12 protein-coding genes are annotated in these 12868 nt (G+C 55.7%); 7 read left to right on the top strand and 5 right to left on the bottom strand.

The annotated features are described in order from the left end of the window. Positions 1 to 650 precede the first annotated feature (650 nt). The 3 genes from Mal52_RS11015 to Mal52_RS11005 all read left to right on the top strand — a co-directional run bounded on the left by Mal52_RS11015 (position 651) and on the right by Mal52_RS11005 (position 2772). Positions 651 to 1160: a CBS domain-containing protein gene (locus Mal52_RS11015; protein ID WP_145376132.1), complete on the top strand. Its 510-nt coding sequence runs from the start codon at positions 651 to 653 to the stop codon at positions 1158 to 1160. Positions 1161 to 1516: 356 nt separating this feature from the next. Next, the gene (locus Mal52_RS11010; RefSeq protein ID WP_145376131.1) at positions 1517 to 1705 is read left to right on the top strand and encodes a hypothetical protein; all 189 of its coding nucleotides are present in this window, start codon (positions 1517 to 1519) and stop codon (positions 1703 to 1705) included. A 392-nt stretch (positions 1706 to 2097) separates the two neighbouring features. Next, positions 2098 to 2772 (top strand): transposase, encoded by a 675-nt coding sequence (locus tag Mal52_RS11005; protein WP_197534825.1) that lies wholly within the window; start codon positions 2098 to 2100, stop codon positions 2770 to 2772. Between the two features lie 412 nt (positions 2773 to 3184). Here Mal52_RS11005 and Mal52_RS11000 read toward each other — a convergent pair whose 3' ends face one another. From Mal52_RS11000 to mobA, 5 genes are all read right to left on the bottom strand, one after another. Beyond that, on the bottom strand, positions 3185 to 3610 hold the full coding sequence (locus Mal52_RS11000) for a PGPGW domain-containing protein (protein ID WP_145376129.1): 426 nt from the start codon (positions 3608 to 3610) through the stop codon (positions 3185 to 3187). A gap of 93 nt (positions 3611 to 3703) precedes the next feature. Further along, positions 3704 to 4918, bottom strand: a complete 1215-nt coding sequence (locus Mal52_RS10995) for a WD40 repeat domain-containing protein (protein ID WP_145376128.1) — start codon at positions 4916 to 4918, stop codon at positions 3704 to 3706. A gap of 458 nt (positions 4919 to 5376) precedes the next feature. Next, positions 5377 to 7338, bottom strand: a complete 1962-nt coding sequence (locus tag Mal52_RS10990; RefSeq protein WP_197534824.1) for a molybdopterin biosynthesis protein — start codon at positions 7336 to 7338, stop codon at positions 5377 to 5379. Between the two features lie 247 nt (positions 7339 to 7585). After that, positions 7586 to 8839: a molybdopterin molybdotransferase MoeA gene (locus Mal52_RS10985; protein WP_197534823.1), complete on the bottom strand. Its 1254-nt coding sequence runs from the start codon at positions 8837 to 8839 to the stop codon at positions 7586 to 7588. After that, a complete protein-coding gene (gene mobA / locus Mal52_RS10980) occupies positions 8836 to 9468 on the bottom strand; it encodes a molybdenum cofactor guanylyltransferase (protein ID WP_197534822.1) in 633 nt (210 codons plus the stop codon). Before mobA ends, Mal52_RS10985 begins: the two co-directional genes overlap by 4 nt. Positions 9469 to 9591: 123 nt before the next feature. Between mobA and Mal52_RS10975 the strand changes: the two genes are divergently transcribed. From Mal52_RS10975 to Mal52_RS10960, 4 genes are all read left to right on the top strand, one after another. Next, positions 9592 to 10008, top strand: coding sequence for a YkgJ family cysteine cluster protein (locus Mal52_RS10975; protein WP_145376126.1), 417 nt, complete (start codon positions 9592 to 9594; stop codon positions 10006 to 10008). Positions 10009 to 10572: 564 nt separating this feature from the next. After that, complete coding sequence (locus tag Mal52_RS10970) at positions 10573 to 11034, top strand: HU family DNA-binding protein (RefSeq protein WP_231962124.1); 462 nt, start codon at positions 10573 to 10575, stop codon at positions 11032 to 11034. Between the two features lie 280 nt (positions 11035 to 11314). Continuing rightward, the gene (locus Mal52_RS10965) at positions 11315 to 11533 is read left to right on the top strand and encodes a hypothetical protein (protein WP_145376125.1); all 219 of its coding nucleotides are present in this window, start codon (positions 11315 to 11317) and stop codon (positions 11531 to 11533) included. Positions 11534 to 11856: 323 nt separating this feature from the next. After that, positions 11857 to 12774, top strand: a complete 918-nt coding sequence (locus Mal52_RS10960; RefSeq protein WP_145376124.1) for a dihydroorotate dehydrogenase — start codon at positions 11857 to 11859, stop codon at positions 12772 to 12774. Positions 12775 to 12868: the final 94 nt, after the last annotated feature.

The raw sequence follows: 12868 nt of genomic DNA, 5'->3' as shown, positions 1-12868 counted from the left end.
CCGGAACGGCAAACGACTCATCGTCGCCCGTTCCGCCCCTAGCGGCGATAAGTCGCTAGGGCATTGTCGGAATGCTATTTCCGACGGTGTCCGGTGGTCGGTCGAAGTCTGCACCGGTCAAAAAACCGGGAGCCTGCTACGGTCGTCCGCCGGCCATCCTCCGCGCTCGGATAAGCAACATTGATTAACAACAGTGGGTGCCACGGGCGGTTCGTCCGTCGATGGCATTGTCACCCAAACTTCAGGGTGGCTGGGGGAAGGATGCAGTTCGTCCCCACAGGCTGGAACGGGACGCGCAAGCGATCCTCTCCCGCCGCCCGTCGGCGGACACGCCGCTCGTGGCACCCACTCGGACGGTTCCGAAGAAACCGTCCCTTGCGTCCGGCAACCTCAGGCAGATCACCAATCATCGCCTGCAGGTGAGCATGGCGACGCCCTCCAACTGAAATCAGCCCAGCCGGTCTAGTATCCCTCCCTCCGCGTATGGTAAAGTGATTCCAGACATGCCGTTCACGTGAGGCGGCCCCAGTAAAGATTGCTATGAAAGCCCGGCCGCCGTTGTGTAACGGCTACCGGGCTATTTTCGTATCAGCGAGACCGCGAGCATTACATTCCCCGCGATCCGAGAACCGGACTGGAAGGAACACCCCATGCCCAAGCCAGCAAACCAGAACATCTTGGCTCAGGATATCATGCAAACCGATGTCATCACCGTTGCCCCGACGGACAGCTTGCAAGAAACGATGACCATCTTGACCGAGAATCACGTCACCGGCCTGCCGGTCATCGATAGCAAGAGTCGTTGCGTCGGCGTTGTGACCGCTGGCGACATCCTCAATTTTGAACAGGAGCACGCGGAATTTGCCCAGGAAGCCAACTCCGACATGGCCCGGCATTTCGACCCGGAACGCCAACGCTGGGAAAGCGTGCGGGTCAGCGCCTTTGCATTGGAAGAATTTGCTGAAGTCCCCGTCAGCGAAGTCATGACCCGGGAACTCATTTCGGTGGGTCCCACAGCAACCGCCACCGAGGTCGCGCAATTGATGCTCGACAAAGACATCCACCGCGTTTTAGTCCTCGATACGAATCAACGGCTGTTCGGAATCATCGTGGCGTTCGACTTTGTCGGTCTCTGGGCGGACTTTAAATCGCGCACGTGACAAAATCACAGTCCCGCGGATTAAAAATCAGCACGGCAAACACTCGAGTTTGCACTCGTCAAATATTCGAGTCGTGACTCGGTCTCGCCGGTCGCGGAGGGTGGGGATCTGCGGCAATCCGGTCGATCCTTCCATCGCTCAAATCCGACACGATCGTCATCATCCGGTCCGACTGTCCCTCATTGCCCACCAGATCACCAGCAACCAGTCGCCAAGCCCCCATTTTTTTCCAGCCCCCCGGAAAATTGCCTGCCCCAGCCCATTTGAGATGCCAAACTAGTTCTGGAAGACCGGCGTTCTATGCGGATTGCCTCGCCTGCACAACGCGACCTCACCCTGTGTGTGGTCAATCGGTCATGAAATCACAATTTCTGCATGGATGTTGCGACCTCGACCCCAAACTTGGTGAAACCATGTTCGATTCCCCTGGCAAACTATTGTTCCTTGTGGCTGTCTGTCTGGTCTTTGTGTTTTTCTTTGGGCAGATCTTCAACATCGATGTTTTCGGTTCGGCCATTAAGTACATCAATAAATGGACGAGCTAGGGCTCTGCCTTAACGCCCCAAAGCCCCTAGGGCACCGTGCCCTCCCTTCCGTGGGACCTCCCGCGCAGGATAAAACGGCACCGCTGCCCCACCGCGCATTTCGCTGATTTGGGGGGAGCAGGAAGTTTTCAGGGAACAAAATTGAACCTCTTCCATCTTAGAACAGCATTTTTGCCAAAAAACCTCCCCTTTTTCCGCAAAACGTCTTAAAAGCGGGGTTGCAACGAATCCCGATTTTTAGTTTTATCCCGACCGGTCTTGAATCCTCGACTGTGTCGTTCAGGATGCAAGAAGCATCGTCCACGTTTTGGACAGGGTGGCAAAAACGGGACATGGAAAAGATGCACACTAGTATCACGGACGATTCGAGTGCTAAACCAGGAGAAACAAGGATGACGGAATTCCAGACGGAACTGGACAACGCCTGGCAAATGTCAGACGAACTGTGGCAACAGATTCACCCGCTGTTGCTGGAAGACTCGCCCCCCAAACGCACCGGACGCAAACGCGCCGATTGGCGGCGGATGATCAATGGCATCGTCTACCGCGTACAAACCGGATGCAAATGGAACAAACTGCCCAAACAGTTTGGTGACGACAGTACCGTGCACCGCTGGTACCAGCGCTGGTGCAAAAGCGGTATGATTCATAAGGTTTGGTCGAAAATCACGACGCACTGCGCCGAATTGAACGACCTGACCCCCGAATGGGCTGCGATTGTTTCCGCTCCGCCAGCAATTGCCGGCGTAGTGGGTCAAACAACAACGCCCGCTGCGATTCCCACCGTGACACCGGCAGCTGCCCAAGTCACTCCCGAAATCGCCGCCAGTGCCCCTTACGCACCGACTGTCGCCATCGCCCCGGAAACCGTTTCCGACAGCGAACCCTCGACACCAATTCCCGCGCAAACTCCTGCAGCGGAATCGACCCCACAACCGCGTCCGCAAATCGCGGAAGAAACGCGACACGACTACCAACCCCCGGGCTATACGCCCGCTGCGAGTACTCCGGCTCAACCGCAACACCAGCCCTACTCGCCAGAAGAATCCGATCGCCGCGCCGCTTAATCGGCCCAGCAGTCGGACAAATAAAAAACCAAAATCCCACGCAAGCCCCTGCGGCCTGCGTGGGATTTTTTTATTGTAGGATGCGCCACGACGCACCTTTCTATGTAGGACAACAGATTCCCCCAATCAAATCAGCCCCCAAGTGCCTACGATGGCTTGAGTGAACCAATCTAAAAGAAAAACCTCACGCAAAGCCGCAAAGCTCGCAAAGAGATATGCAATGTCAAAGCAGCGAGCAGCGGTTTAAATAGCTCACGCCCTACCTGCTCAAGCAATTTCTTTTTTTTAAAAGTTATCCCCACCACGCAGCCGTCGTTCCTAAATCAGTTTATCCCGGTACCTCCTTGGCGCCCTTCGCGACTTTGCGTGAGGCTTTTTTACAACCAATAGCAACACTTCCCTATTGGGACGATCAATGACGCACGTCGTCAGGCAGTTGCAACATCGGACGATCCGCTTTGCGGCGGATCCAACAAATCGGTCGCCAAACAATCGGGTTGCGCAGCAAGGCAATCTCAATCCGCCGTTTGCCCGGAAAGTTCAACAGGCTCAAACCAATGAACATCGTCAACAGCCCCTGCCCCGGCAAAAAAATCATCGCCATCCCCGCCAGCAACAGCACAAAACCCAGCACGTTCTTGAGAACCAACAATGTCCAGCGGACCGCCGGGTGTTCGGCCCGCCAACTTCCAGCGGCTGGTTGATCGGAGACAAAATAATCAGCCCGCATCCGCGTCACCAACACCGGAATGATGAGCAACGCCCCCACAAACGACACAACGGAAAGTGCGCCCAACCACCACCACAGTTGTTCGTGGGCCGCAATCTGTTCCCACATAAAAATGACTCCCTCGATCCAAACGATTGCGCGTTCAGCTGCCGGAGTGTGACGTCTGACGCTCCCCTAAAATGATTCGTACGGCAGGCTATTTCATTTTGTTGAGTTTTCGCGTTCCGGCTTCCAGTTCCAGACGCGGATTTCGCCGTTCGCGCAGCCCATCAACAGACTGTTGCCGGTCTTGTTGAAACGGAGAGCCGTAATCATGCCAACAGGAATTTCGAGTGTCCGCAATGACTTTCCACTCGACTTTTTCCAGACGTCGACCTGCGCGACGGCGTTTGGATCGTTTATTTTATCGCTCTCAATGACGGCTGTCGCCACGTGCTTCCCGGAGTCGTCAAAGCAGGAGGAGAATAAACCAACCTCGCCGTTCAGTGGAAAAGACTGTGTATTCGCCCCTAACTTTAGATTCCAAATCTTAGCTGTCGCCAGTTTTCCCTTGTTGTAGTGGTTCGAAATGATTTCCTCACCATCAGGGCTGAAAACGGTGCCGACCAATGAAAACCCTGTTGAAGAGTCGAAATTGATTTCCTGTTTTTTTTCTGAATAGCGACGCGAGACGTCCATATGATCCCCCGTCTCTAAATTCCACCAGGTCACACCTAAGAGTTGGCCCAGGCTGACTAAGTATTTGCCGTTCGGGCTAAACGTCAATGCAACAGTCCAATCAACACCTTCCGTAAGCGGTGGCTTTAACGACTTCAAAAGCTTCCCGGTGCGATAATCAAAAAGACCAATCGAACCATCGTCGCGAGGCGCTGCCAGCATCTTGCCATCCGGTGAAAAATCCATCGCGATAAGTGGAGCGACCGGTTCTTTCTGAAGGCTTAGTGTTCGTAGCAGCTTCCCATGATTCGTATCCCACAGTGCAATATTACCACCCGCTGCACACGCCAATTGGCTGCCGTCCGGCGAAAACACCGTCTTGAAAACCCAGGAATCGTTGCCCGCAAGTTTGTGGCGTTCTGCTCCCGTTATGGCATCGTAAATCCACACGACCTCACTCCCTTGTTGAGCAGTCGCCAACAGTTTTTTATCGGGCGAAAGCGTCAAGGAAAGATGTGGACTCCAAACTACGTCGATTTTCTCCCACAGCAGTTTTGGGGTATTGCGATCCCATGCCCGAACGCAGCCTTCAACATCTAACGCAAGAATCACATTGCCCTGATCCACTTCCTGGACATCGACAATTCCCGCATTCTCCCCATGTGTCCTGATGGTAATCGTCTCCGGCTGATTTTCGGGCGGAGCAAATCCGTGAATCAGAGAACACAGCGCGAGTACGGACGTTGCAGGGGTGACCATTGGGTTGATCCTCCATGAAAGGTGAGCCGAGACTTTCCAGTGGAATCCGTTATCAGCTCGAACTGTAATTCCCGCTTACCGCGATCGCAAACCCAAAACCATCGTCACTCGCCTGACGCGACGGAATGAAACAACCGCCGCCAAATGAGCTAAACGCCTACTGTGCCGTTCCACAAATCGTATAAAAAAACCTCACGCAAAGCCGCAAAGTTCGCAAAGAGATCTGCATTGTCCATTTGATTTTCATCCGCGCTTCGCAAGCCCACACGGTCGGTTGAAAACAATTGGATTGAAGTCTCCCCAACCATGAACCATCCATCACGAACACCTGTCCGTCCCAGCCAAAACCTCTGCGACTTGGCGCCTTCGCGTGAGGTTTTCTTTTGCAATGTTGTTGTGCAAAGTTGTCCGTCTGTTGTCCTTCATAGAAAGGTGCGTCACGACGCACCCAACATTGATCACAACTGAAATCCCATGGTCCGTAATTCGTCACGGACCTCCGCATCTTGGAGCAGTTTACTAAATGCGCGAACGGCGGCGGTTTGCGCACGATTCTCCGGCACGGCGAAATCGTAGTGTTCCTCCTGTAGCGAAATGAACGCTAGATCGTACAGACTGGCCACCGTCTCGATCGCCACGCCCCAGTCGGCCGATTCACGGGCAACAGCGGCGGCGACGGCGTTGTGGGACTTTGCCTGAATGCCATAGCCTGCAGGCGGCGCCTCGGCTTCCGGGCGCACCTTGGCCAACAATTGGTCGATCAAAATCCGCGTCCCGCTGCCGGTGTTGCGATTCACCATCGCACACGCCGCATCCGCACAGGCAGCGGCAACGGCTTGTTCCGCTGTTTTGTTTTCAAACCGCGCATCGCCCGGTCGATAGACAATCCCCTGCAAGCGGCGGTAGCCTTCGATCAGTGTCAGTCCCGGTTTCAGAAATGGACGGTTATACGCACCGGTCGCTGCATCCATCAGATGAATTCCCGCAATATCACATTCCCCGCGCGCCGCTGCCGTCAATCCTCCCAGGCTGCCGACGTTGAGCACCTTGACCGCAAACCCGCGCTCTTCCATTCGCGACAACAAATAATCTAAGCCGACACAATGGCTGCCAATGGCAACGAAATCAGCCGGCCGCAATTCGCGGGAGAGCAGTTTCACCTCAACGCGCGTGTCCGCATCCAACATTTCCGTCTGCGAATCAATCGTGAGAAATCCGTCCGCTCCACTGAACGTCGTCACCGACCCCGAACCTTTGCCCATCGGATACGCCGCCAAATCGTCGCCGCGGCGCACCAGACTGACAAGCAGGTATTCCGTACGGCCCCGTTCAGAGTTCACCCGCAGTGGCAACGTCGCCGTGACCGTCGCCGCTTGGGCATCTTTGCGAGCCGCCAGCGCGCGAATCACGGGGGCGACGAATTCGTGAAACGTGAAAATCGCCGACGTGGGAAATCCCGGCAAAATCACAACCGGTTTGCCGCCGGTGACCGCGAGACAGATCGGCTTACCCGGTTTCAAGGCCACGCCATGCGCCACGATACCCGGATCGGTCAGTTCGCTGACCACGCGATACGAAAGATCCCCTGCCCCTTTCGACGTTCCGCCCGAGAGGACAATAATATCACAATCAAGCCCCTGTTGGACTGCCGCTCGCAATTTCGTTTCATCGTCGGCAATCACCCCCAACGGAACCGGTTCGCCGCCCAATTCTTCCACAGCAGCCGACACAATCGCAGCGTTGGAGTCGTAGACCGCGCCGGGCGTACTCTGTGCCCCGGGAGGAATGATTTCGCTGCCGGTCGAGATCACTGCCACGCGTGGTTTGCGAAACACCTCGACACGATCCCGCCCAATCGCCGCCAAGACACCGATCTCCCGCGAGGTGAGCAATGCCCCGCGACGTATAACCGTTTCTCCTTTGGCGATGTCCGTACCGGCAAACGTAATATGCCCGCCCGCTGCCACAGCGCGGTTGATTTCCAAACTGCGATCCGTAGCATCAGCGACCATATCGGTATGTTCGATCATCACAATCGCATCCGCACCGCGCGGCACAACGGCGCCAGTGGCGATGGGCGTCGCCGTCCCCGGTTGAACCACAATCCCCGCTTGCACGCCGGGGGTGATGACTTCGTCGTTGAGCGAGACGGATCGCGGTGCATCTTCGCTGGCACCGAATGTATCAGCCGCCTGAACGGCAAAACCATCCACGTTCGCCCGGTCAAATCCCGGCACATCAACCGTCGCCCGGATTTCATCCGACAACACACGATTGAGCGCCCCGCTGAGAGTCACTGTTTCCGTCCCCAACGGCTGCAGCGTCAAATGGGCATGGAATCGCGCACGGGCTTCGTCCCGATCAATCACATCCAAAAACTGCTGCTGCCGTGCGGCCTCATCAATATTGTGCAAAGACATGTCATCCGCCGTCATGGAGATTCGCAAAAACACGAACCCGTTTAGTTATTCGCCCGGTCATTGGCGTCCCAAGGGTACTCCAAACATCGGATGCCCGGAACTTTAACGCCAAAGGCGTTATACATCATAGCCTAGGGTCGCGAACGCAGTGAGCGCACCCTAGGTGGATGATCGATTCTCAAAATAAAACCCTGAAAGGGTTTCACAATCATCGAATGACCTGAAAATTGTCGCACCGCGAATGACCTTACGAAATCAAATCATACTGATAAAACAGAACCTCACCCCCCGGCGCGACGCCTTCGCTCGATTCGGGAATGATCACAAAGCCATCCGCCCGCGTGGTGGAGGACAAGATCGAAGCCCCACCGACGGCCAATGGTTCGACGCAACCTTCGACAATGGCCACGCGGACATAATCCATACGGCCGACCGCCGAGACGATTTTACGCCCCACCGGCACGCTTCGACTAGCATACGGCCACTCGGCACTGCGGCCGCCCAACAAACGGATTGCTCGGCCGGCGAAAAAATCATACGCACAAAGGCACGAGACCGGATTGCCGGGTAATAAAAACACCAACCGCTTGCCGATTTTCCCCATGCCGGCCGGACTGGAGGGCCGCATGGCAATGCCGTGAATCGCCAATTCGCCTTCAGCTGCCAGAACCATCGGAGCATGATCCTCCGCACCGACACTCGACCCGCCGGTGACCAGCACCACATCGGCGCCCGGAGCGATCATCGCGTCTCGAATCGCCTCGCGCGAATCGGCAAGCGCGGAACAGGATTCCAGCACGCCGCCGTCACGGGCAACCAGTCCGCCGAGCATATGCGAATTGGCATCGAAGATCTGATGCGGTTTGCGTTCGTCTCCTGGTTGCACGATTTCATTCCCGGTCGCCAGAATTCTCACCCGCGGTTGTCGAATCGCCGGCACCGTCGCGCAGCCCACCGACGCCAATAAACCGACATCCTGTGGACGCAAGCGGCGACTCGCGGCGGCGATCGTTGTGCCCTGTTTGACATCTTCGCCACGGGGGGCGACATGCTTCTGCGGAGCGACGGCGGTGCTGATCTCGACCCGGTTGTCGTTCTCGCTGGCATACTCCGCCGGCAATACGGCATCGGCGCCGTCGGGAATCGGAGCCCCGGTCATGATCCGCACCGCTTGCCCAGCTTGCACACGGCCCGCGAACGCGCGTCCCGGCAACGATTCGCCCACGATTTCAAAAGCCAGCCGGTTATAATCCCCCGCCCCGGTCGTCTCCGCCCCCCGCAGCGCATAACCATCCATCGCCGCACGATGAAATTCGGGGACATCGATGGTGGAGACGACATCCGCCGCCAATACTCGACCATGCGCTTCAGCAATCCCCACCTCCTCGCCGGAGAGCGGAATGGACTCTTCATCGATCCACTCCCGGACCTGCGCAACGAGTGCCCGTGCGGAAAAGCCGCGCATGCGGACATCGAGATGGGAGGAAGAACCGCTGGTCATTGTTGTTCCATAGCCAAGCCTGCCGCTACCAAGGCAGCTTGATAGTCTTCAGGGGTATTTGTATTCCGCAGGGAGTCCAATTCGGGATCGATGCGGCGCAGATCCTCGACGTCTATCTCACAAACATCTGACGATTCCAACAAATAAAACGGCCGCAAGCGGTCTTCAGCAATCAAGGCACGGACTTTCGCTTCAACGCAACGGCGATAAACGGCCGCCAAGGGATGATAGTATTTCCCATCGCGGGGGATCGCGATGTCATGGTATTTCAAACGCCCGATGATTTCGACGACGAATTCCGGTTTGAGCAACGGGGCATCACAGGCGGCGGCATAGACCGCCTCGATCGACTCGGGCAACGCGCTCAATCCAGCAGCCAATCCCCCCAACGGACCGAGCGCCGGCTGTTCATCGCGGGCAATGATCACGTCCGCCGGCAATTCGGGAAGTTCCTGCCCCTGAGCTGCTACGACGACAACAGGCGAGACAACGGTCGACAGCACGCGCACGATACGTTGTAACAACACCTCCGGCCCGAAAGACAACCAGGCCTTGGATTGCCCCATCCGGCGACTTTCGCCCCCACAGAGGACGATTCCAGCAACATTTTCGGTCGTTTCAGCTTCCACGCTTTTGTCTTTTCACTTTCGGCAATTCCAGCTGGCGGTTACCCTGACACAGGCGGTCACTCCGCCTGCGCTCATTTCAAAAGTCTATCCGTATTCTTTCAATTGCATTATGGCCGGTCGGTGATGTCGAAGAAACCCTGGTACAGCGATGGTTTACGATTCGAGTGCACAGGTTGCGGCAATTGCTGCACAGGAGCCCCCGGTGTGGTTTGGGTGACCGACGAGGAGTTGCACCAAATCGCCGAATTCATTGATGAGCCGGTCGGAGCGGTCAAGATCGAGCACACGAAGCTCTTCGCCGGTCGCCGCACGCTCAAAGATTTTGCCAACGGAGACTGCACCTTTTTCGATCCGGAAAAACGGGGCTGCACAATCTATCCGGTCCGCCCCATCCAATGTCGCACCTGGCCCTTCTGGGAATCGAATCTCGAAAGCGAAGCCGAGTGGGAAGACGTGAAGCGAGAATGTCCCGGCGCTGGGCAAGGAAACTTCTTCAGCCTCGAGCAGATCGAAGCGGAAGCAGCAAAGATCCAGATCTGATTCTGCCGGTCGCGCACAGCCGATATCTTTTTAAATCAAGAGGTTGTGTCACGCGATTACAACGACATTCAGACCAATGTCGGGCTAAGCTGGCAGGAAAAATGGCGAACTTCTGCCAATTTTATCGGTTTTGTTGATTATGCGTCGAGCGCCTGGCCGATGATCAAGACAAGGGTGAGTCGATCCTCTCTCAACGATCCAGAGAGCCTGGTTGACGAACTGTGAAATACGAAGGGCATGACAGACAATGCCGAACTCGTAAATCACTATAACCAACTACTGAGAAACGAGTTAAACAAAACACACTATTCATGAACGTCGTCGCCGACAGAACCAAACGGCACAGCAACTTTTCTTGCAGTGTTTTCAGTCACAACGTTGTTTCATGTCAAATACAAATACAACTTTTGGGTAAAATTAGCAGCAGATACGGGCCGAAGCGTACGGTCCACAGAGAATCCACTTGACACTAAGTCCGTTTTGGCATTACAGTTGAGACATATTCCTTTGGCTCAATGTGAGGCCGGGACCGTCCGGCGGGCACTCTTTCGGGAGACTTCAGTCGTGACCAAAAAAGAAATCGTCAAAGCCATTTCCGAGGAAATCGGACTGACACAACTGAAGACGAAAGAGATCGTCCAGAAGACCTTCGATGCCATCGTAGATACCCTGGTCCGCGACGGGCGGATTGAGTTACGAAACTTTGGCGTTTTCGAAGTCAAGAAGCGGGCAGCGCGTAAAGCACGCAATCCGCGGACCGGCGATAAAGTCTTTGTGCCTGAGAAGTTCGTTGTCACATTCAAACCGGGCAAGGAAATGGAAGAGAAGGTGTTGCAGTTGGAAGTTGAAGCCGCGCAATCGGCTTTGGCGCAACAACATACGGCACAAGCAGCGGGCGGAGAAACACCTCCCGGTACGAATGCGTCGAACACCGAGTCCGGCAATACAAATTCCCTGCCGGGCCAAACGACCTATCCCAATTCGGTGGCCTCGGTCAGTTCGCACGATTCGCACAACCCGGGCTAGCAAGCCTACTTACAAACAACAACACATCGGCGGTGAGACGAAAATCCCCCCAGTGATTCTCAAAACTGGTTTCATCTCAATTACGCCCGCCATCCGCGTCCCTAATTTGACCCAAAACACGAAGACACTTTCATTGGAACACCCACTGGGCCGTTCCGGCAAATGATCGTAACGAGTCGACTAGTACGGCGATTAGTTCCCGTGTTAGCGAAATGGATTTCAGCCGTGATGCTTCGTCAGTAGCAAGCACGGAGGTTTTGTGTCATTCAGGAGGTTTGACATGCGGAAGGCAATTCTTGGTGCGGCTGTGGCCGTACTCTTTGTGGTCAGTGTGGGTTGCGTCACCCCGATTTATTCGTCAAGCCCCGACCGTCGGGCCCGCGAGTTGATCTATACGTCGGAAAACTTGCGTCACATTCCGAACACCTGGGAACGTTTTTGGTTCCTGGACATGCCCGACCACACGACACCCTACCGGACGCACGGTGGTGTGCTCTAAGACACGCAGCAGAACATCCCGCACACTTTCTGTGTGGGACAGAACACGGGGCCCCCATTGAATTCACGGGGCCACACAACCGGGCAGAACCGTTCTGGGATTGCCTGATTGTCCGCGGACAACCATGGATCCAACCGGCATTTCGCGCCACCTGCGCGAAGTGCCGTTTTTTTTTGTGCGCAGACCGATATCGCCGCGCCGCACCCATCATTGCCCACCCATTCGTTGGTAGCTACGATGAGCAAACATCCAGCAACATGGGGTGCAATCTCACTTCGCCCCTGCCCTTAAAATAATCCTGTACCACAATCATCGAAACTCTCGTGCCTCAACTCAGCGTCCAACTCAACCGCCTCAAATTAGCAAATCCGATTCTCGTGGCTTCCGGCACCTTTGGTTATGCCCGCGAAATGGCCGCGTTTGTCGATTTCAAACAATTGGGCGGCATCATTCCCAAAACGCTCACAGCCGCCCCGCGCATCGGCAATCCCCCCCCACGGACGGTCGAAGCCTCATCCGGGTTGCTCAACTCCATCGGCCTGGACAACGATGGGATCGATGCCTTTCTCGCCAAGACGTTGGATTATCTTCTTGGCTTAGAGACCGCCATCATCGTGAACATTGCGGGGCGGAATACCGAAGAATTCGTGCAGATGGCCGCCAAGGTCGGGCAGCACAAGCAGGTTGCTGGCTTGGAGCTGAATATCTCCTGCCCCAACGTCAGCGGCGGCGTTGATTTTGGCACCGACCCCCGACTGGCAGCTGAGGTCGTCTCGCAGGTTCGCAATGCGTGTGACTTGCCAGTGATTGCCAAATTGACCCCCAACGTGACGAGTGTCGTCGAAATCGCTCAAGCCGCCGCCGAGGCGGGTGCCGATGCGGTTTCGTTGGTGAACACCTTTCAAGGCATGGCCATCGATTGGCGGCGTCGCAAACCGATTCTGGGAAATGTCATCGGCGGGCTGAGCGGCCCGGCAATTAAGCCGCTGGCGCTGCGGATCGTCTGGCAGGTGGCGCAAGCCGTTAATGTTCCCATCATCGGCATCGGCGGAATTCAATCGATCGACGACGTCATGGAATTCCTGATCGCTGGAGCAACGGCGGTTCAAATCGGCACAGCTAATTTCTACAATCCAGGACTGGCTCAGCAATTGGTCACCGAATTATCCGAAATCTTGACCGAGCAAAACTGCCAATCCGTCGGCGACATCGTTGGCACATTGCAGATTCCCGCGCGTTAAACGTATCGGCATCGAACCATTCTTTCCCAGCCACCGGCGATGCTGGAGGCCGATTTCAAACATTCACCACCGCACACGACATCGAGACGTAATT

Source organism: Symmachiella dynata (genome assembly GCF_007747995.1).
Taxonomy (GTDB): domain Bacteria; phylum Planctomycetota; class Planctomycetia; order Planctomycetales; family Planctomycetaceae; genus Symmachiella; species Symmachiella dynata.
Note: the sequence above shows the minus strand (reverse complement) of the source record. Positions and strands in the feature narration are given on the sequence as shown.

Coding starts and splice junctions, on each gene's coding strand:
- Mal52_RS10990 (WP_197534824.1), bottom strand. CDS start 7,338: ATGTCTTTGCACAATATTGATGAGGCCGCACGGCAGCAGCAGTTTTTG.
- Mal52_RS10965 (WP_145376125.1), top strand. CDS start 11,315: ATGCGGAAGGCAATTCTTGGTGCGGCTGTGGCCGTACTCTTTGTGGTC.
- Mal52_RS11005 (WP_197534825.1), top strand. CDS start 2,098: ATGACGGAATTCCAGACGGAACTGGACAACGCCTGGCAAATGTCAGAC.
- Mal52_RS11015 (WP_145376132.1), top strand. CDS start 651: ATGCCCAAGCCAGCAAACCAGAACATCTTGGCTCAGGATATCATGCAA.
- Mal52_RS10975 (WP_145376126.1), top strand. CDS start 9,592: ATGTCGAAGAAACCCTGGTACAGCGATGGTTTACGATTCGAGTGCACA.
- Mal52_RS10995 (WP_145376128.1), bottom strand. CDS start 4,918: ATGGTCACCCCTGCAACGTCCGTACTCGCGCTGTGTTCTCTGATTCAC.
- Mal52_RS11000 (WP_145376129.1), bottom strand. CDS start 3,610: ATGTGGGAACAGATTGCGGCCCACGAACAACTGTGGTGGTGGTTGGGC.
- Mal52_RS10985 (WP_197534823.1), bottom strand. CDS start 8,839: ATGACCAGCGGTTCTTCCTCCCATCTCGATGTCCGCATGCGCGGCTTT.
- Mal52_RS11010 (WP_145376131.1), top strand. CDS start 1,517: ATGAAATCACAATTTCTGCATGGATGTTGCGACCTCGACCCCAAACTT.